Origin of the sequence: uncultured Thiohalocapsa sp., from assembly GCF_913062725.1 — a bacterium.
Classification (GTDB): domain Bacteria; phylum Pseudomonadota; class Gammaproteobacteria; order Chromatiales; family Chromatiaceae; genus Thiohalocapsa.
In genome coordinates, this window is record NZ_CAJXWY010000005.1 from 35623 (window position 1) to 53110 (window position 17488).

The following is a 17488-nucleotide window of genomic DNA, read 5'->3' on the forward strand; positions in this document are numbered from 1 at the left end:
GCATCCGGGGCAACCCAGCGACGCACAAGGGCTCTAATCCCTGAAACGAAGCACACGTACCGCAATGGCGATCAGCAGCACGCCCACCGGCAGGATCACGATGTCCCACTGGTAGCCGCCGCGGCTGTGCAGCGCCTCTTCGAGGAACTTGACCATCAGGATGACGACGACGAGCTCCGCGAGCAGACTCTTCAGCTGGGTGATGGTCTCGATACCGAATAAGCTGCGCTGGCCTTCCGGCACGGGATGAATGAACAGGTTGTAGATCCCACCGCCGAAGATCATCAGCCCAATGGCGATCAGGAAGGCGTCGATGGCCTGCACGAGATAGGTGATCGCTGCGCTGGCCCCGGCGAGTGCTGCGGGCCCGCTGAGCAGATGCTCGGCGAAATAGATCTTGTAGGCCCGCACGACCTTGACCGCGCCGATGATGAACATCAGCAGCGCACCGAAGCCGGACGCGAGCACGGCGATGATGCTGATGAATCGGAAGCGGGCCACGAACCGTTCAATCTTCGAGAAATTCACCCCGCTTCCCCGAATCGAGCCACCCGTCGTTTGGCCAGGGGCGACGGCCCCTGGCCGCGCACACTGGTCAGACCTGGCGGGCGTCCATCATGCGCTCGATGATGGGCTGCAGGATGATCTCCATGGCGAAGCCCATCTTGCTGCCCGGGACCACCATGGTGTTGCGCCGCGACATGAAGGAGTCCGGGATCATCGCGAGCAGGTAGGGGAAGTCCACCTCCAGCTTTTCAGGCTCCTTGAAGCGAATGATGACGAAGCTCTCGTCCGGCGTGGGGATGTCCCGGGCGATGAAGGGGTTGGAGGTATCCACCGTCGGCACACGCTGGAAGTTGATATCCGTCAGCGAGAACTGGGGCGTGATGTGACGGATGTAGTCCGGCATCCGGCGCATGATGGTGTCGACGATGGCCTCGGCGGAGTAGCCGCGCTCGGCGTTGTCACGATGGATTTTCTGGATCCACTCCAGGTTGACGATGGGCACCACGCCGACACCAAGATCCACATGCTTGGCGACGTCCACGTCTTCGGTCACCACGAGCCCGTGCAGGCCTTCGTAGAAGAGCAGATCGGTGCCCGCGGGGACGTCCTCCCAAGGCGTGAACTGGCCGGGCTCGAGCCGGGTGTCGAGCCGGGCGTTGTGCTCGTCGGCCTCGGCTTTGCTGTGGATGTAGTAGCGCTTCTTACCACCGCCGGATTCGCCGTAGTTGGCGAACAGTTCCTCGAGCAGGTCGAAGCGGTTTGCCTCCGGACCAAAGTGGCTCAGGTTGCGGTGCTCCTCGGCGGCTCGGGTCATCTCCGCCTTCATCGCCTTGCGGTCGTAGCGATGGAAGCTGTCACCCTCGATGACGGCGGCGTTGATGCCGTCGCGGTAGAAGATATGCTCGAAGGCGCGCTTGACCGTGGTCGTGCCGGCACCGGAAGAGCCGGTCACGGCGACGACTGGATGCTTCTTTGACATGATGAACTCCCCGTCTTATGGACTGCTGCGATGACCACACCCGGCGGTCGGCCTGCGGGCGGGCGCCGGGGCAACGGTCGACCGCGACCGTTGCAGGTCGTGGCGACGCCGCTCTCCGCCACCCGCCGGCGGCTGTCGGAACGCCGGTAAAAAGCAGAATCGCTAATATAGCACGCCAGTTAAGTCCACAGGACGAACGCTGGAAAACGGCGCCCGCCGGCGCCGTCTCCATGACACCATCGGCGCTCAACTTGCCACTGGCTGCGCGGCCGCTTTCCCCACGCGCTCACGCCGGCCGACCGCCGCCTGTTTGAGCCGGGCAACGCGCTTGTCGATGACGTTCTTGAGCGCAATCAGGAACCCCAGACCGATAAAGGCTCCGGGGGGCAGGATGGCCAACAGCGCCCCCTGGAAGTCCGGACCGAGGTCCAGGCCGAAGCCGCGCGCGCCCTCCCCCAGGAGCAGCTCTGCCTGGTGGAACAACGTCCCCTGGCCCAGGAGCTCGCGCATGCCGCCGAGCACCATCAGCACCAGCGAGAAGCCCATACCCATGGCCAGGCCGTCGACGATGGCCTTGTCCAGCCGGGCCTTGGAGGCATAGGCCTCGGCGCGGCCGATGATGGCGCAGTTGGTGACGATGAGCGGAATGAAGAGGCCGAGCACCAGATAGAGCTCGTAGAAGGCCGCCTGCATGGTGAGTTCGACGGCGGTCACGAAAGACGCGATCACCAGCACGAACACGGGCAGGCGCACTTCCGGGCGTACCAGGTTGCGGATCAGGGAGATGGTGGCGTTGGAGAGCACCAGCACCGTGGTGGTGGCGAGCCCCATGCCGAGACCATTGGTGGCCGTGGTGGTGGTGGCGAGGAGCGGGCAGAGCCCGAGCATGGCCACCAGGGCCTGATTGTTGCTCCACAGACCCTCGCCGACGATGGCGCCGTAGCCCTTCTCCGCCATCAGCCCGCCTCCGCCACGGTGGCACCGAGCGGCGACGAAGGGTCCGCCGTGGCCGGCTCCTCCATCACCGGTGCCCGCGGCTCCGCCTCATTGGCGGGGCCCATTGCCGGAGCGCTCGCCGGACCGTACAGGGCATCGCCCTCGCGCTCGACGAACAGCAGGGTGTTCTTCACCGCATTGACGATGGAGCGCGGCGTAATGGTGGCGCCGGTGAACTGGTCGAACTCGCCACCGTCGCGCTTGACCTGCCAGGCCTCCAGGGGCGGGTTGGAGAGGGACTTGCCGTTGAACTGCTCGACGATCCAATCGCTTTTCTTCTCGTCGATCTTGTCGCCGAGGCCGGGGGTCTCGTGGTGCTCGAGCACACGTACGCCGCCGAGGCTGCCGTCGCGGAGCACCGACACCAACAGACGGATGGGCCCGGCATAGCCGTCCGGCACCACGGGCTGCAGGATCACGGCCACCGGCTCGTCCTCGTCGCGCACCCGGTAGACCTCGGTCTGCGGCGCGCCGAGCAGGTCTGGCTCGCTCACCTGGATGCGGTCCTGCAGCGGATCATTGGCGACGCGCCCCGCGGGGACGATGGCTTTGAGCTTGGCGAGCATGGCCTCGCGCTCGTTGGCGGCGATGCGCTCGGCGGTCAGCTCGTGGGTCATGGCCACCAGGCCGACGCCGCCGACGGCGAAGCTGCCGAGGATGGCAGCGGCGATGAGAATGGGTGCTTTGTTCATGGTACGGAACGACTGTCTGCATTCGAGATTGCGCGTCGAGCCGGCGCCGGAACCGAGCCAACCAGCCGGCTTGCCCGGCGCCCGAGCGCCTATGCGCCGTGCTTCTGCCCGAAGACCCGCGGCTGGGTGTAGTGATCGATCATCGGGGCAGCGATGTTCAGCAGCAAGACCGAGAAGGCCACCGCGTCGGGGTAGCCGCCCCAGGTGCGGATCACGAAGACCAGCACGCCGATGAGGAAACCGTAGACCAACTGTCCGCGCTTGGTGGTGCAAGCGCTCACCGGATCCGTGGCGATGAAGAAGGCGCCGAGGATGGCGGCGCCCGAGAGCAGATGGAACATGGGTGTGGGATAGCTCTGGGGGTCGAGCAGCCAGAACGCCCCCGCCGCCACCACCAGGCCGGCCAGGAAAGCCGCGGGGATCTGCCAGGTGATGACCTTGCGCCAGAGCATGTAGAGCCCCCCGAGCAGGAACCAGAAGGCCACCCATTCCCAGCCGCGGCCGCCGAACAAGCCCCAGAGCGGGCTGGACGCGCGGATTTCGTCGATGGCCATGCCCTGATCGAGCTTGGCGCGCATTTCGTCCAGGGGCGTGGCGGCGCTGACGGCATCCCAGGTGTGCTCCGCCGGCAAGGCGCCGGTGAAGATGAGGCGGGCCGAGTCCAGCAAGGACAGGGTCGTGAGATCCTGCGCCGCCAACAGCGCCGGCACATCCGGCGGCAGCCAGGTGGTGGTGGCCACCGGGTACGAGATCAGCAGGAACACATAGCCCGCCATGGCCGGGTTGAAGGGGTTGTAGCCGATGCCGCCGTAGAGCTGCTTGACGATGACGATGGCAAACAGGATGCCGAGCAGGGTGAGCCACCAGGGCAGGGTCGGCGGAATGGTGAGTGCGAACAGCAGCGCCGTCACCACGGCGCTGTAATCGGCGATGGCGGGCAGCGCCGGGCGCCCGCGGAGCTTCAACACCAGGGCCTCGGCGACCACCGCAAAGACCACGGCGAGGGCCATGTTGATGAGCACCCCCCAGCCGAAGAACCACACCAGAGCCAGTGTGCCCGGCACCAGCGCCAGGCAGACCTGGCGCATCACCCAGTCGACGCTGTTGACCCGCGCCGCGTGGGGGGATGAGACGAAGCCCGCGCGCGCCTGCATCAGCCGTGTCCGGCCGCTGTGCCCGGCCGCTCCCGCTCGACTGGTGGCTCGGGGGTGTGCTGCGGCGTCGCAGCCGGCGGTTTGCCGTCGGTTGCCGACACCTTGGGTGCACCGGCGTTCGCGGTGGCGACGCGCCGCTGGGCTGCCGGGCGCTCGGGCACCGCCTGTTGGGGCGTGTCCTGCGCAGCGGCACCCGGCGCAGCACCCGCTTGAGCGACGCGTTTCTTCGCGGCGGCCCGCTCCCGCGCCGCCTCGATGGCGGCTTGCTTGGCGTCGTCCCGGCCGCCCTTGGGCGCCACCGCCTCCTGCTTCTTGCGCATCCTGGCCTTGCGCTCGCGCTCCTGGCGCTCCAGCCGGGCCTCTTTGGCCGCATGGCGCTCGCGGGCATGCTCGGCGGCGCGTTTCTCGCGCTCGCGCGCCCAGCTTTCCGTCTTGGCGTAGCGGTAGTACTGCACCAAGGGGATGTGCGAAGGGCAGACGACGGCGCAGCAGCCGCACTCGATACAGTCGAACAGGTTGTAATCCTGCACCTTGTCCAGATCCTTGGCGCGCGCGTGCCAGTAGAGCTGCTGCGGCAGCAGATTCGCCGGACACACCTCCGCACAGCGCCCGCAGCGGATGCAGGGCTGGGGCGCGCCCGGGTCCGGACTCTCGGCCTTCGTCAGCGCCAGGATGCAATTGGCGGCCTTGGTGATGGGCACGGCGTCGGAATCGATGCGAAAGCCCATCATGGGCCCGCCGATCACCAGCTTTTCGGGCTCGACCGTGTAGCCGCCGCTGGCGGCCACCAGGTCTGCGGCGGGCGTGCCGATGCGCACGCGATAGTTCTGCGGCTTGCCGACGGCGCGTCCGGTGACCGTCACATAGCGCTCGATGAGCGGGCGCCCGCGCAATACCGCATCGGCCACGGCACAGGCGGTGCCCACGTTCTGGCAGACGATGCCGATCTGCGCCGGAATGCCGTGGCTCGGCACCTCTTTGCCGGTGAGGATCTTGATGAGCTGCTTCTCGCCGCCGCTCGGATAGAGGGTGGGGATCTCCCTGACCTTGATACGCCCGGCGACCGCGTCCTGCGCGTTCGCCCGCTGGGCCGCTCGCCGCATGGCGGCGAGCGCCTCGGGCTTGTTGTCCTCGATACCCACCAGGCAGCGCTGAGTGCCCAGGATGTGCAGCATCACCCGAATGCCATCGACGATGTCCGCCGCGCGCTCGCGCATCAGCAGGTCATCGCAGGTGATGTAGGGCTCGCACTCGGCGCCGTTGATGACCAGCGTATGGATGGGCTGGTCCGGGCCCGGATTGAGCTTGACGCTGGAGGGAAACGAGGCACCACCCATGCCGACGATGCCGCTTTGGCGAATGCGCTCGCGCAGCTCGGCGGGATCGTGCTGCTCGAAATCCGGCAGCGGCGCCGGCAGCTCGCCCCAGGCATCCGCGCCGTCGGTGGCGATGACCACACAGGGGGCGGCGAGCCCGGACGGATGGGGGACTTGCCGCGGCTCCAGCGCCACCACGGTGCCGGAGCTCGGCGCGTGCACCGGCGCGCTGACATAGCCCCGGGGATTGGCCAGCACCTGCCCCTTCTTGACGCGGTCGCCGACGCTCACGCAGGGCGCCGAGGGAGCGCCGATGTGCTGCTGCAGCGCCACCACGAGCTGGGTGGGCAGCGGTGCGGCGACGCTGGCGCCGGCGTTGGACAAGGCCTTCTCGTCCGGCAGATGAATGCCACCATGGAAATGCCAAAGGCGCTCGCGGTGGGGGTTGAGTACGGAAAACAGCATGGCTCAGGCTCTCGTCACGGCGCGTGATGGTGCGGCGTGCGGCGATAATCACTGCAGGGCACGGGCTGGCGGCATCCCCGGCGGTGCCGGCCGGTGCGGTCTGCGGCGCCGTGCGCATCCAGACTGCATCGGGGCGATGCCCGGGTCTCCCGCCTGGGGTCCGGTTCGTGCCACATTCAGGCCGCTTCGCGGCGCTCGACGGTGTCGGCATTCGCCGCGCTGGCGGGTCGGCGGGAGGCAACGCGCGGCACCATCGGATACGGCCACTTCCAGTTGGCGATGGTCTGTGGGATGGGCTGCATGTGGATACAGTCCACCGGGCAGGGCTCCAAGCACAGTTCGCAACCGGTGCACTCGGCGGCCAGCACGCCGTGTAGTTGCTTGGCGGCGCCGACGATGGCGTCCACCGGACACACTTGCAGGCATTTGGTACAACCGATGCATTCCTGCTCGTCGATGACGGCGACGGCCTTGGGCTTTTCCACCGCTTCGCCCACCTCCACCGGCTCACGGCCGAGCAGGTCGGCGATGGCGAGCATGGTGCTCTCACCGCCGGGGGCGCATTGGTTGATTTCAGCCTCGCCCGCGGCGACGGCCTCGGCGTAGGGCCGGCAGCCGGGGTAGCCGCATTGGCCGCACTGACTTTGCGGCAGCAGCGCGTCCACTTGGTCTGCGATGGGATCGCCCTCGATATGGAAACGGATCGCCGAGTAGCCCAGCAGCAGCCCGAAAGCCGCGGCGAGCAGCGCAATGGCGGCGACGGCAGTCAGCATGACCGAATCTCCGATGTTAGCAATGCGCCGCCGATGCCCGGGCGGCGGACGCGAATGTTGCGTGCGTTGCGTTGGATGCCAGCGGGCGCTACCTGTCTCGAGTGCCGACGCTCACACCGACACCAGTCCGGCGAAGCCCATGAACGCCAACGACATGAGGCCGGCCGTCACCATCGCGATGGCGCTGCCCTGAAAGGCCTCCGGCACATCGGCGACGGCGACGCGCTCGCGCATGGCCGCGAACAGCACCAGCACGAGCGAGAAGCCGATCGCCGCCCCGAAGCCGTAGAGCGCCGACTCCAGAAAGCCCCGCTGCTCCTGCAGGTTCAACAGCGCCACGCCGAGCACGGCACAGTTGGTGGTGATGAGCGGCAGAAAAATGCCGAGCACCTGATACAGCACCGGGCTGGTCTTGTGCATGACGGTCTCGGTGAACTGCACCACCACCGCGATCACCAGGATGAACGCGATGATGCGCAGATACTCGATGCCGAGGGGCACCAGCAGGAATTCGTTCACGAGCCAGGAGGTCACCGCCGACAAAGTCAGCACGAAGGTGGTGGCGAGCCCCATGCCGATGGCCGTTTCCAGCTTCTTGGAGACGCCCATGAACGGGCACAGGCCCAGAAACTTCACGAGCACGAAGTTGTTCACCAACACGGTGCCGACGAGGATCAGCGCGTATTCGGTCATGGGTGATCGTGACCTTCGTACGACAGGGGCGACGGACCCGGGGCGAGCGTTGATGGACCCCGGCCTTTATCCTTGATCTTATCAGGGTTAATACCCGATCTCTGCATCATAATGGCATTTGTGCGGTGCAACAACCCGGTGGTGGCAGATGCCGCACTGTCCGCGGCGGTGCTTGACGCCAACCATGCATGACTTTAGCAGTGACCCATGGATGAGGCGTTGACCGTCATCACTCAGGGTCGCTTATCCTTAGTATTTTACTCGGACAAAGCAGCGGCTGCACCATACGCCGTGGCGCTTGCGCCGGCGGTCGCCGGGCGTCACTCTTTGCAGCGAGACGATGCGCTGCCCTGCACCGGCAGGTGCCAGCCCCTGAGCGGACGACCCCATGCAGACAGAAGCCAAGCCCCCAACCGTCCCGTTGGCGCCGCCCGGCGATGCGCTGCGCCGGCTGCGCAGCGCGGTTCCGCTGGTGCAAAACATCACGAATTACGTTGCCATGAATCCCGCGGCCAATATCCTGCTGGCGGTGGGAGCATCACCGGCGATGGTGCACGCTGCCGAAGAGTCAGGCGAATTCGCGGCGCTGGCGGATGCCCTGACGGTCAACATCGGCACCCTCTCACCGCTTTGGCTGGAGGGCATGCTGGCGGCGGCCACGGCCGCTCGCAGCCACCACACGCCCTGGGTGCTGGACCCGGTGGCTGTCGGCGCCACCACGCTGCGCCGCGGCGCGGCGAGACAGTTGCTCGCGCTGGCGCCGACACTGATACGCGGCAACGCATCGGAGATCATGGCCCTGAGCGCGTTGACAGCCGATGCGGCCGACGGCCACGGCGAGCACGACGGCGGGCGCGGCGTCGATGCGACGGATGCCGTCGTCGTCGCGGAGCAGGCCGCGGTGGCCTTGGCGTGCCGCCAGGGCTGTGTCGTCGCCGTCACCGGCGAGATCGACTTCGTCACCGACGGCCGGCGTGCGGCGCACGTCGCCAACGGCCATGTGCTGATGCCCCAGGTCACCGCCCTCGGCTGCGCCCTCACCGGCGTTTGCGGTGCCTTCCTCGCCGGCGGCGAGGACCCCTTTGAGGTCACCGTCGCCGCCCTCGCCTACTACGGACTCGCGGGCGAGCACGCCGCCCGCGGCGCCGATGGACCGGGCAGCTTTCTGCTTTGCTTCATCGACGCCCTCGCCGCCCTCAGCGCCGACACGGTCAACGCGGACGCGCGCATCGCCCCCGCCCCCCTGCCCGTGGCGCCATCCGACACGCCCCAGGCGGGCGTCGGCGCGGAGCTCGTCCTCCGGGGGCCTGTCCGATGAGGCGCACCCTGGACCTGTCGGTGTATCTGGTGACCGACCCCGGACTGTGCGTACAGTACGGCCTGGTGGACACCGTACGCGCCGCGGTGGCCGGCGGTGCCAGCGTCGTCCAGCTGCGGGACAAGGAGGCCCCGGACGAGGATCTCATCGAACAGGGCCGTGCCCTCAAGGCCGCCCTGGCCGGCACCGGCGTGCCGCTCATCGTCAATGATCGCCTGCGCGTGGCCGCCGCCATCGGCGCCGACGGCGTGCATGTGGGTCAGGCGGACGCCAGCATCGATGCCGTCCGGGCGCTGCTCGGGCCGACGGCCATCGTCGGCCTGTCCATCCAGACCATCGCGCAGGCGCGGGCCCTCGCCCACCTGCCCATCGACTACGTCGGCATCGGCCCCGTCTTCGCCACCGCCACCAAGACCGACCATGCCGCGCCCCTCGGCTGTGACGGACTCGCCGCGGTGCGGGCCGCCACCGACCTGCCGGCCGTCGCCATCGGCGGACTGCAACCCAACCATGCGGCGTGCGTGCTGAACGCGGGCTGCGACGGCCTGGCGGTGGTGTCCGCAGTCTGCGGCCAGCCCGACCCCGAGGCCGCCACGGCGGCACTCACCGCCGCCATCCGCCGCCATCCGCCGCCATCGGGATCAGGATCGGGCCCCGGCATGAGCACCAGCCGCATCAAAAACGTGCTGAGCATCGCCGGCTCCGATCCAAGCGGCGGCGCCGGCATTCAGGCCGACCTGAAGGCCATCTCCGCCCAGGGTTGCTATGCCATGGCCGCCGTCACCGCGCTGACGGCCCAGAACACCCAGGGCGTCACAGGTGTCAGGCTCGTGGAGCCGGACTTCGTCGCCGCCCAGATCGATGCGATCTTCGCCGACATCCGTGTGGATGCGGTGAAGATCGGCATGCTCGGCAGTGCCGAAATCGTCGCCGCCGTCGCCGACGCCCTCGCCCGCCATCGGCCGCCGCATCTGGTGCTGGACCCGGTCATGGTCGCCAAGGGCGGTGATCGGTTGTTGGCCGACGCCGCCGTGGCGATGCTCAAGGCGCGGCTGCTGCCCCTGGCGACGGTGCTGACCCCCAATCTGCCGGAGGCCGCCGCGCTGCTGGGCCAACCGGAGCCCGAGACCCGCGACGCCATGCGCCGCATGGCAACGGCCCTGCGCGCCCTCGGCCCGGCCGACGGCGGCGGTGCGGTACTGCTGAAGGGCGGCCATCTGCCGGCGGCGGAGAGCCCGGACCTGCTCGCCACCGCCGACGGCGCGCACTGGCTCGAGACCCCGCGCACGCCCACCAAGAACACCCACGGCACCGGCTGCACCCTGTCCTCGGCCCTCGCCGCCCAGCTGGCGATCACCGGCGACCTGCGCCGCGCCACCGCACAGGCCAAGCGCTACATCGCCGGCGCCATCGCCGCGGCCGACACCCTGAGCGTCGGCCACGGCCACGGACCCACGCATCACTTCCACGCCCTCTGGCGCTGAGCCCGCTTACTACGGCAACCCCGCCGGGAGCAGCGGCGCCTTTGATCAGGCGACGGCGATCAGGCGACGGCGCGCAGTCGGCGGGGCTCGGCCGGTGCCGCGGGCAGGCCAAGGTCAAGGGTGCTCAGATCCGCACCGGCGCGGCCGGCGAAGAGGCGCAGATCGGCGGCGATCAGTGACCAGCAATAGGGACCGATGCGCTCGGCATGTCCGCGGATCTCCGTCTCCACACGGATGCGCGGGGCGCGGTAGAAGAGCCTGATGCCCAGGGTGAGGGGCTGACCCCGCTGCGTCTGCGGTAACTGCTCGGACAGGTCCGGGCCACCGCCGTCGCGCCGGGCGCCCGGATAGATATCCACGGCCAGCTCCACCAGGTTGGTGGCAATGCGTGGTGTGCCCGTCTGCACGCGCTGCAGGGTGCAATTGGGGTCGCGGCAGCGCTCGCGCAGGGCAAAGGTGAACTCGCGCTCGAAGAACACGCAAAAGGCGTGCTGCACTTCTTCGAGCTGACGCTGAACCCGGCGCAAGCGCTGCGGGTAGGGCTGCTGGTCGCGCATTTCCTCCCGAATCACCTTACGCAGCCGATCGAAGGCCTTGGGCAGGGCGCCGGAGTGAAAGCCCCGCGACATGAGCGCGCGCACGCTCTCGCCGTGGGCGCCGACGGCGGCCGGCTCCACCGGCAGCGGCTCGCTGTCATCGACGGCGAGGGGCATCTGCTCGTGGCTGCGGCTGGCGTCGGCGAGCCCCTCGCGGTGGTTGGCCTGGTAGAGCTTCCAGTTCTCCTTCAGCTCCCACACGAAAAAGCCGAACAGACCCGGCAGCAGCACGATGGTCAGGGTCACCAATGGGTAGGCGATGACCTTGGGCAGCACGGCATCGCTCATCTCCAGGAATGCGGCGGTGATGGCGGGCAGGAAGGGCAACAGGAGCTTGTGGCCGATGCTGACGATGGGGAAGTGCTTCACCGGGTTCACCTGCGGCTCCACCAGCACCGTCACATAGAACTGGATCAGGGCCTCGGCCAGGCGCCAGAGCGGCGCCAACAGGGCCTTGAGCAGGCGGCTTTCCATGCGCTCGCCCAGGTGGTGGATCAGGGCCTCGTCGACGCGGTGCAATAGCTGCGAAAAGCGCCGCGTCACCTCTTTGAAGAAAAACAACAGCGACTGGATCAAGCCGATGAAGAGCGCCTGATTGAGCCGCCTCAGGTAGAGCCCGACGCGGGTGCTCAGGTTGTCCAGAAAGCGCCGGCCCGCCGGCGTGTTGCGCGCCAGCGTGCCGAGGGCGAAGGCGAGTCCGGCGAGCCAGAGTCCGGGCTCGATGGGAACCTCTTCCACGAAGACCGCGAGCACGATGATGGGGGCCAGCGGCAGGGTGCCGATCAGCAGCGGTTGCACCAGGTTTCGGCCGACACCGCGCACGAGGCCGGTGCTGAGGAAGTCCGCCAGCGGCCGCCAGCGCTTGAGACGGGTCAGGCCATCGAAAAACACGAAACGAAGTGTCGCCGCCAGACCATGCCACAGGGACACGGCGATATGGCGACCGATACCCGTGTGCATGACGAGATTCACGAGCCCGCCGAGCAGCATCACATCGGTGAAGGTGGCGAGATGGAAGGTCCTGTCGTGGTCCGGTAGCAGTTCCAGCAGCAGGTCGATGCTCTTCAGGGCCAGGTAGGCAGCGCCGAAGGGCACCAGCAGGTAGCGCGAGATGGTCCGTCCGGGCCCGGTGCCGAACAGCGGCGCGCTGAGCTGCTGCAGGCCTTTGATGTAGATCTCCCCAGGACGATAGACGCCGGGCAAGGCATCGGCCGCGGTGCGATCGAAGCGCGCCAGGCGATCACCGCGGAAGAACTCCGACAGCGTCGGGTCCGGCAGGCGCAGGATGTTGCGGGCGACGATGTCGCGTACATCGGTGAACTTGAGGTGCCGGCGGCGCTTGATCACGTCCAGCAGTTCCAGCTGCATTTTCTGCGCCGCGACGTTTTCGCGATGATCCCGCGGCACGAAGTCGGCCTTGAACATGGCCTGCTGCACACGCGGCATGATCTGCTCGTCCAGGCGGGCGTTGACCTGATGCGTCAGGGCGTCCAACACCCGCCCGAAACGCTCGAGGTCCGTAATGGGCCACGGCATTTCCTCCAGCCGGGCACGCGCCGTCTCCATGGCGCGCATCCCCTTGAGCAGCGCCTGAAAAGGCAGGGGCTCCACCAGCCGCCGTCGGCCCAGGCTGAGCAACCAGCGGGAGACGCGCAGACGGTAGTAGTCACTGCGGCTCTCCGAGAGCACCTGCTCCAGGCAGGCGAGCAGCGTGCGCGCCGGCGCCGAGCCGAAGCGGCGGCGGTCCTCGGCGGCGAGCCGCTCGATGAGATGGCGCAGTTCCGCCGCCGTGGCCGGCGCGAGCTTCCATTTGGCCGCGAGCAGGTCCGCCAGATGCTCCTCGGCGCTTTGCTCGCGCTCGGCGATGGCCACATCCACGACTGCGGGCGCACGGCGTGCGGGCCGGCTCATGCGCTGAGCGAGCCGGCGCGCCTGCGCGAGGAAGCGCAGCTCCGCGGCGAAGCGCCCCTCGAACTCTGCGCGCTGCGCACAGCGCAGTGCATGCTCGAACAACGCCAGCCCCAGACTATGCCAGCGCATGGCGGTGCCCGGCGCCGGCGCGAAGCCGATGTCATCGAGCCCCGGCAGAAACAACAGCCGGGCCACAAGCCGCCGCAGACCGTTGCCCAGGTCGTCCAGCAGCCGTACCAACCAGCCCTTGCGCCGCCTGACCCGGGTGCCGCGATGCAGGGCGTCGAGATAGTGTTCGTCCAGTGAGGGCGGCAGCTCGGCGTCCTGGCCGCGGCGGTCAGCGCCTGCCGCAGCCTCGCCCTCAGAGACATCGGTGCTCACCGGCGCCGCCGCCGGCCACACCCCGGCGGCGTCGGCAACGGCGATGGCGAGATCCGGGTCCGATGCTCCGAAGGGTAGACCGGTGGGCAGCAGCGGCGCCGCCGCCGGCAGCTCACTGCCGCCGGGGCGGCTTTTCAGCAACAGCAGTGGCGTGCGCCCGTCACGGCTCGGTGCCGGCAGATCGAGCCCGCTGGCGGCGAGCCAGGCGTCCACCTCGGGCCAGGCGTCGATGGCGGGGAAATGGAAGCCCCGGGCACCGGGGGCGAAGTAACGCAGCCGCACCACCATGGCGGCGAAGGTGCGCGTAATGAGATCGTCGCTCCAAATGGGCAGCGTCAGGCCGTCGCGGTCCAGGACATCGCGAACCTCGGCGAAGGCATGCGCGCCGATGAGTCCGCGCAGCGCCGCGGCGCCGAAGCGCTCGGCATCGTCATTGTCGTCCCGGGCGTTCTGCCAAGACCGGGCTACCTCCGCCTCGAAGCTGCGCGCCCAGTAGTCGTGGCGCAGCCGCTTGAAAGCGCCCTCCCCGGCGACCTGCGAGCTCGGGCTTGGCAGCAGCACCACATAGCGCGGCAGGCGCAGGCCCTCGATGACGGACAGCGCCTCGGTGTTCTCACTCTCGAGGCCGTAGAGAAAGGCCTCCCGTGGCATCAGGTAAAAGGGCAGATCCGGGATTGCCACACCGCGTGCCTCAGCGCCCAGTTCCTCCTCGATGAGGCGTTCGATGGCACGGGCGTGGAACAGAAAGACGCCTTCGGCGGGCTTTAGAATCTGCTGCCGGAAGGTCTTGGCGGTGGGTGTGGGCATAACTGCATGAATGTGCGCCGGGGGCGCCGGGATCAACCGGGCGGGGTGACCGCTCGCGCGGCGAGCAAGCGATGGCCCGCATGGTAACGCCAGCGGCCAGCTGGCGGGTATCACAGCATGCGCCGGGGACGCCGGGTGCCGGGCCGGTGGCGAGATACCAACGGGTCGTCATACGGCGCGGCTGCGGGCATGCTAGGTTACCGGTGCCGTTCAGAAAAAGTGCCTGGCGCCACACCCGGCCGCCGCCGCTTGCGATGCACACGCCGCCGGCGAGCGGGCAGCACCCTCGCGGCTGACCACAGCGCACAGAGCACGCACAGCAGGACCCACCCATGCCAGCACTCGACAATAACGCCGTTATCGCCACTTTTCTGCTCTATCTTGCCCTGATGCTCGGTATCGGCGTCTGGGCCTACCGCAGTACCAAGAGCTCGTCCGGTTACTTCCTGGGCGGGCGTACGCTTGGGCCCTGGCCGGCGGCGCTCTCGGCGGGCGCCTCGGACATGAGCGGCTGGCTGCTGCTCGGTCTGCCCGGGCTCGCCTTCACCTCCGGGCTGGAGTCGCTCTGGCTCGCCGGCGGGCTGCTGCTGGGCACCTGGCTCAACTGGCTGTTGGTGGCCCGACGGCTGCGGGCCTACACCTACGCCGCCGACGACGCCCTGACCATCCCGGAGTTCTTCGCCAACCGTTTCGGCGACCCCAGACACATCCTGCAGGCCGTGGCCGCCTTCTTCGTCCTGCTGTTCTTCCTGTTCTACACCAGCTCCGGACTGGTGGCCGCAGGCAAGCTGTTCGAGACGGTGTTCGGCCTCGACTACGCGCTCGCCGTCATCATCGGCACGCTCTTTGTGGTGTCCTACACCCTGTTCGGCGGCTTTTTGGCGGTCTCCTGGACCGACCTGGTGCAGGGCCTGCTGATGGCCGCCGCATTGCTGCTGGTGCCGGTGATCGCCATCAACGCCGACGGCGGCTTCGGCCCACTGGTGAGCACACTGCACGAGCGCAATCCCGAGCTCCTGACCCTATGGCGCGACAATACCGGTGAAACCCTGAGCCTCATTGCCATCGTCTCGCTGGCGGCCTGGGGGCTCGGCTATTTCGGCCAGCCCCACATCCTGGCGCGCTTCGCCGGCATCCGCTCCGGCGCCGATGTGCCGGCGGCCCGGCGCATCGCCGTCAGCTGGACGGCGCTCAGCATGGGCGGCGCGGTGCTGGTGGGCCTGGCGGGGGCGGCCTGGATCCAGACCAACGCCGGCGGCGAGCTCGCCGATGCCGAGACCATCTTCATGGTGCTGGTGAACGCCCTCTTTCATCCGGTGATCGCCGGCGTGCTGCTGGCCGCCATCCTCGCCGCCATCATGTCCACGGCGGACTCGCAGCTGTTGGTGTCGTCGTCGGCGCTGGCGGAGGACTTCTACCGCAAGCTGCTGCGCCCCGGGGCGAGCCAGTGGGAGATCGTGGCCGTCGGCCGCCTCGCCGTGGTGCTGCTGGCGGTGATTGCGCTGCTGCTGGCCTTCGACCCGGACAGCACGGTGCTGGGCCTGGTGAGCTATGCCTGGGCCGGCTTCGGCGCCGCTTTTGGCCCGGTGCTGGTGCTGAGCCTGTATTGGCGGCGCATGAACTGGGCCGGCACGCTCGCCGGCGTCATCGTCGGCGGCGTCACCATCGTGGTGTGGAAACAGCTCTCCGGCGGGCTGTTCGAGCTCTACGAGATCGTCCCCGGCGTGATCTTCGCCACCTGCGCCATCGTCGTCGCCAGTCTGCTGACGGCGGCCCCGACACCGGCGGTGCGCAGCGGCTTCGACCGCTTCCGGGCGGAGCTCACGACGACACCGACCGGGGAGCGCGCGTCGACGGTCTCCTAGGGGGCATCGGCGCCGGCTGTCACAGCGGCGCTGACGCCGTCGGACATTCTGCAGGTCCGACCCGGGATGCGGCAGGCGCCGCCGCAGTCGGACTCGACGCCCGGCATCTGATTCAGGCCGCCACAGCTGCCGGTGATACCAGGACGACCCGCGAGCACCTTGAGCGCCAGGCCGGCGACGGCGAGCGGAAAGATGACGAGGCTGAAGAGGAACTCGGCCATGGAGATTGCTATGTCGGATGTTGCTATGTCAGGTGGCGGTGCTATCGGTAGGCTGGTCGGGTCGGCAAGCGCGGTGGTCCGCCCCGTGCCATCAGGCTGCGGTCAACCGCCAAAGTTGTCCAGCAGGATGTTGTCGTCTTCCACGCCCAGGCTGTGCAGCAGACCGATGACAGCGGCGGTCATCATGGGCGGACCGCACAGATAATATTCACAGTCCTCAGGGGTCGGATGGTCCTTGAGGTAGCGCTCGAACAGCACCTTGTGGATGAAGCCGGTCTCACCGTCCCAATCGTCTTCGGGCAGCGGGTGGGAGAGTGCGATATGCCAGGTGAAATGATCATGCTCCCGCGCCAGCGCGTCGAAATCCTGCCGGTAGAAGATCTCACGCTTACTGCGGGCGCCGTACCAAAAGCTGATGGGCCGCTTGCTGTCGAGGCGCTTCAGCTGATCGAAGATATGGCTGCGCATGGGCGCCATGCCTGCCCCGCCACCGACGAAGATCATCTCGGCATCGGTCTCCTTGGCGAAGAACTCGCCGAACGGGCCGGCGATGGTCACGGTGTCGCCGGCCCCGAGGCCGAAAATGTAGCTGGACATGATGCCCGGTGGCGCCTCCGGGTGGTCGGGCGGCGGCGTGGCGATGCGCACGTTCAGCATGATGATGCCCGCCTCGCCCGGGTAGTTGGCCATGGAATAGGCGCGGGTCACGCGGTGCCTGGTGCCCGCTTCGAGCTTCCAGAGATCGTACTTGTCCCAGTCCGCGCGCAGGTGCTCGGGAATCTCGAAGTCGCTGAACCTGACATGAAACGGCGGGCATTCGATCTGGATGTAGCCGCCGGCGCGGAAAGCGACGTCCTCGCCCTGTGGCAGTTCCAGCACGAGCTCCTTGATGAAGGTGGACACGCTGCGGTTGGAGCGCACCCGGCACTGCCATTGCCTGATGCCGAATAATTCCCGCGGCAGCTCGACGTCGAGGTCATCCTTGAGGCCCACCTGGCAGGAGAGCCGGTAGCCTTCCGCCGCCTCGCGACGGTTGATGAGGCTCGACTCCGTGGGTAACAGCTTGCCCCCACCCCGCAGCACCTTCACGCGGCACTGGCCGCAGGTGCCACCGCCGCCGCAGGCGGAGGGCACGAAGAGCCCGGCGTCGGCGAGGGCATACAACAGCTTCTGCCCGGCGCGGCTGGCGATGTCCCGCTCACCATTGATGTCGATGTGCACCACGCCGGAGGGCACCAGCAGATTACGGGCGCCCAGGATGACGGTCACCAGCATGAGCACGACGGCGGTGAAGATCAGGATGCCGAAGGTAAGCGTGAGCATAACGGGC

Annotated in this window: 14 protein-coding genes; 3 read left to right on the forward strand and 11 right to left on the reverse strand. The window is 68.1% G+C overall.

Going from position 1 to position 17488, the window contains the following annotated elements; translation table 11 throughout:
* Positions 1 to 33: 33 nt before the first annotated feature.
* The 8 genes from QZ588_RS02215 to rsxA form a co-directional block, all read right to left on the reverse strand.
* A complete protein-coding gene (locus QZ588_RS02215; RefSeq protein WP_295539341.1) occupies positions 34 to 501 on the reverse strand; it encodes a YqhA family protein in 468 nt (155 codons plus the stop codon).
* A gap of 94 nt (positions 502 to 595) precedes the next feature.
* Positions 596 to 1486 (reverse strand): phosphoribulokinase, encoded by an 891-nt coding sequence (locus tag QZ588_RS02220; protein WP_295539344.1) that lies wholly within the window; start codon positions 1484 to 1486, stop codon positions 596 to 598.
* 246 nt (positions 1487 to 1732) lie between these two features.
* Positions 1733 to 2443: an electron transport complex subunit E gene (locus QZ588_RS02225; protein WP_295539345.1), complete on the reverse strand. Its 711-nt coding sequence runs from the start codon at positions 2441 to 2443 to the stop codon at positions 1733 to 1735.
* Entirely contained in the window at positions 2443 to 3174 is a 732-nt protein-coding gene (rsxG, locus tag QZ588_RS02230) for an electron transport complex subunit RsxG (protein WP_295539348.1), read from the reverse strand. The genes QZ588_RS02225 and rsxG overlap by 1 nt, the downstream gene beginning before the upstream one ends.
* A gap of 89 nt (positions 3175 to 3263) precedes the next feature.
* Positions 3264 to 4328: an electron transport complex subunit RsxD gene (gene rsxD, locus QZ588_RS02235; RefSeq protein ID WP_295539351.1), complete on the reverse strand. Its 1065-nt coding sequence runs from the start codon at positions 4326 to 4328 to the stop codon at positions 3264 to 3266.
* Positions 4328 to 6109, reverse strand: coding sequence for an electron transport complex subunit RsxC (gene rsxC, locus QZ588_RS02240; protein WP_295539353.1), 1782 nt, complete (start codon positions 6107 to 6109; stop codon positions 4328 to 4330). Before rsxC ends, rsxD begins: the two co-directional genes overlap by 1 nt.
* Positions 6110 to 6285: 176 nt before the next feature.
* A complete protein-coding gene (gene rsxB / locus QZ588_RS02245; RefSeq protein WP_295539355.1) occupies positions 6286 to 6882 on the reverse strand; it encodes an electron transport complex subunit RsxB in 597 nt (198 codons plus the stop codon).
* Between the two features lie 111 nt (positions 6883 to 6993).
* Positions 6994 to 7575, reverse strand: a complete 582-nt coding sequence (rsxA, locus tag QZ588_RS02250) for an electron transport complex subunit RsxA (protein WP_295539357.1) — start codon at positions 7573 to 7575, stop codon at positions 6994 to 6996.
* A 388-nt stretch (positions 7576 to 7963) separates the two neighbouring features.
* Between rsxA and thiM the strand changes: the two genes are divergently transcribed.
* Together thiM and thiD are read left to right on the forward strand one after the other, a co-directional pair.
* On the forward strand, positions 7964 to 8893 hold the full coding sequence (gene thiM, locus QZ588_RS02255) for a hydroxyethylthiazole kinase (protein WP_295539360.1): 930 nt from the start codon (positions 7964 to 7966) through the stop codon (positions 8891 to 8893).
* Positions 8890 to 10377 (forward strand): bifunctional hydroxymethylpyrimidine kinase/phosphomethylpyrimidine kinase, encoded by a 1488-nt coding sequence (gene thiD, locus QZ588_RS02260; protein WP_295539363.1) that lies wholly within the window; start codon positions 8890 to 8892, stop codon positions 10375 to 10377. The genes thiM and thiD overlap by 4 nt, the downstream gene beginning before the upstream one ends.
* A gap of 59 nt (positions 10378 to 10436) precedes the next feature.
* Here the strand turns inward: thiD and QZ588_RS02265 are convergent, their stop codons facing one another.
* Positions 10437 to 14072 (reverse strand): sulfite exporter TauE/SafE family protein, encoded by a 3636-nt coding sequence (locus tag QZ588_RS02265; protein WP_295539365.1) that lies wholly within the window; start codon positions 14070 to 14072, stop codon positions 10437 to 10439.
* A 332-nt stretch (positions 14073 to 14404) separates the two neighbouring features.
* Between QZ588_RS02265 and putP the strand changes: the two genes are divergently transcribed.
* Complete coding sequence (gene putP, locus QZ588_RS02270) at positions 14405 to 15937, forward strand: sodium/proline symporter PutP (RefSeq protein ID WP_295539368.1); 1533 nt, start codon at positions 14405 to 14407, stop codon at positions 15935 to 15937.
* Here putP and QZ588_RS02275 read toward each other — a convergent pair.
* Both QZ588_RS02275 and nqrF read right to left on the reverse strand, forming a co-directional pair.
* Positions 15934 to 16158: a hypothetical protein gene (locus tag QZ588_RS02275; RefSeq protein ID WP_295539370.1), complete on the reverse strand. Its 225-nt coding sequence runs from the start codon at positions 16156 to 16158 to the stop codon at positions 15934 to 15936. The genes putP and QZ588_RS02275 overlap by 4 nt on opposite strands.
* A gap of 102 nt (positions 16159 to 16260) precedes the next feature.
* On the reverse strand, positions 16261 to 17481 hold the full coding sequence (gene nqrF / locus QZ588_RS02280) for an NADH:ubiquinone reductase (Na(+)-transporting) subunit F (protein WP_295539374.1): 1221 nt from the start codon (positions 17479 to 17481) through the stop codon (positions 16261 to 16263).
* Between the last annotated feature and the right edge of the window lie 7 nt (positions 17482 to 17488).

Excerpts from the sequence above, each read along its gene's own strand:
- QZ588_RS02220 (WP_295539344.1), bottom strand. The coding sequence starts at position 1,486 with ATGTCAAAGAAGCATCCAGTCGTCGCCGTGACCGGCTCTTCCGGTGCC.
- QZ588_RS02225 (WP_295539345.1), bottom strand. The coding sequence starts at position 2,443 with ATGGCGGAGAAGGGCTACGGCGCCATCGTCGGCGAGGGTCTGTGGAGC.
- rsxG (WP_295539348.1), bottom strand. The coding sequence starts at position 3,174 with ATGAACAAAGCACCCATTCTCATCGCCGCTGCCATCCTCGGCAGCTTC.
- rsxD (WP_295539351.1), bottom strand. The coding sequence starts at position 4,328 with ATGCAGGCGCGCGCGGGCTTCGTCTCATCCCCCCACGCGGCGCGGGTC.
- rsxC (WP_295539353.1), bottom strand. The coding sequence starts at position 6,109 with ATGCTGTTTTCCGTACTCAACCCCCACCGCGAGCGCCTTTGGCATTTC.
- rsxB (WP_295539355.1), bottom strand. The coding sequence starts at position 6,882 with ATGCTGACTGCCGTCGCCGCCATTGCGCTGCTCGCCGCGGCTTTCGGG.
- rsxA (WP_295539357.1), bottom strand. The coding sequence starts at position 7,575 with ATGACCGAATACGCGCTGATCCTCGTCGGCACCGTGTTGGTGAACAAC.
- thiM (WP_295539360.1), top strand. The coding sequence starts at position 7,964 with ATGCAGACAGAAGCCAAGCCCCCAACCGTCCCGTTGGCGCCGCCCGGC.
- thiD (WP_295539363.1), top strand. The coding sequence starts at position 8,890 with ATGAGGCGCACCCTGGACCTGTCGGTGTATCTGGTGACCGACCCCGGA.
- QZ588_RS02265 (WP_295539365.1), bottom strand. The coding sequence starts at position 14,072 with ATGCCCACACCCACCGCCAAGACCTTCCGGCAGCAGATTCTAAAGCCC.
- putP (WP_295539368.1), top strand. The coding sequence starts at position 14,405 with ATGCCAGCACTCGACAATAACGCCGTTATCGCCACTTTTCTGCTCTAT.
- QZ588_RS02275 (WP_295539370.1), bottom strand. The coding sequence starts at position 16,158 with ATGGCCGAGTTCCTCTTCAGCCTCGTCATCTTTCCGCTCGCCGTCGCC.
- nqrF (WP_295539374.1), bottom strand. The coding sequence starts at position 17,481 with ATGCTCACGCTTACCTTCGGCATCCTGATCTTCACCGCCGTCGTGCTC.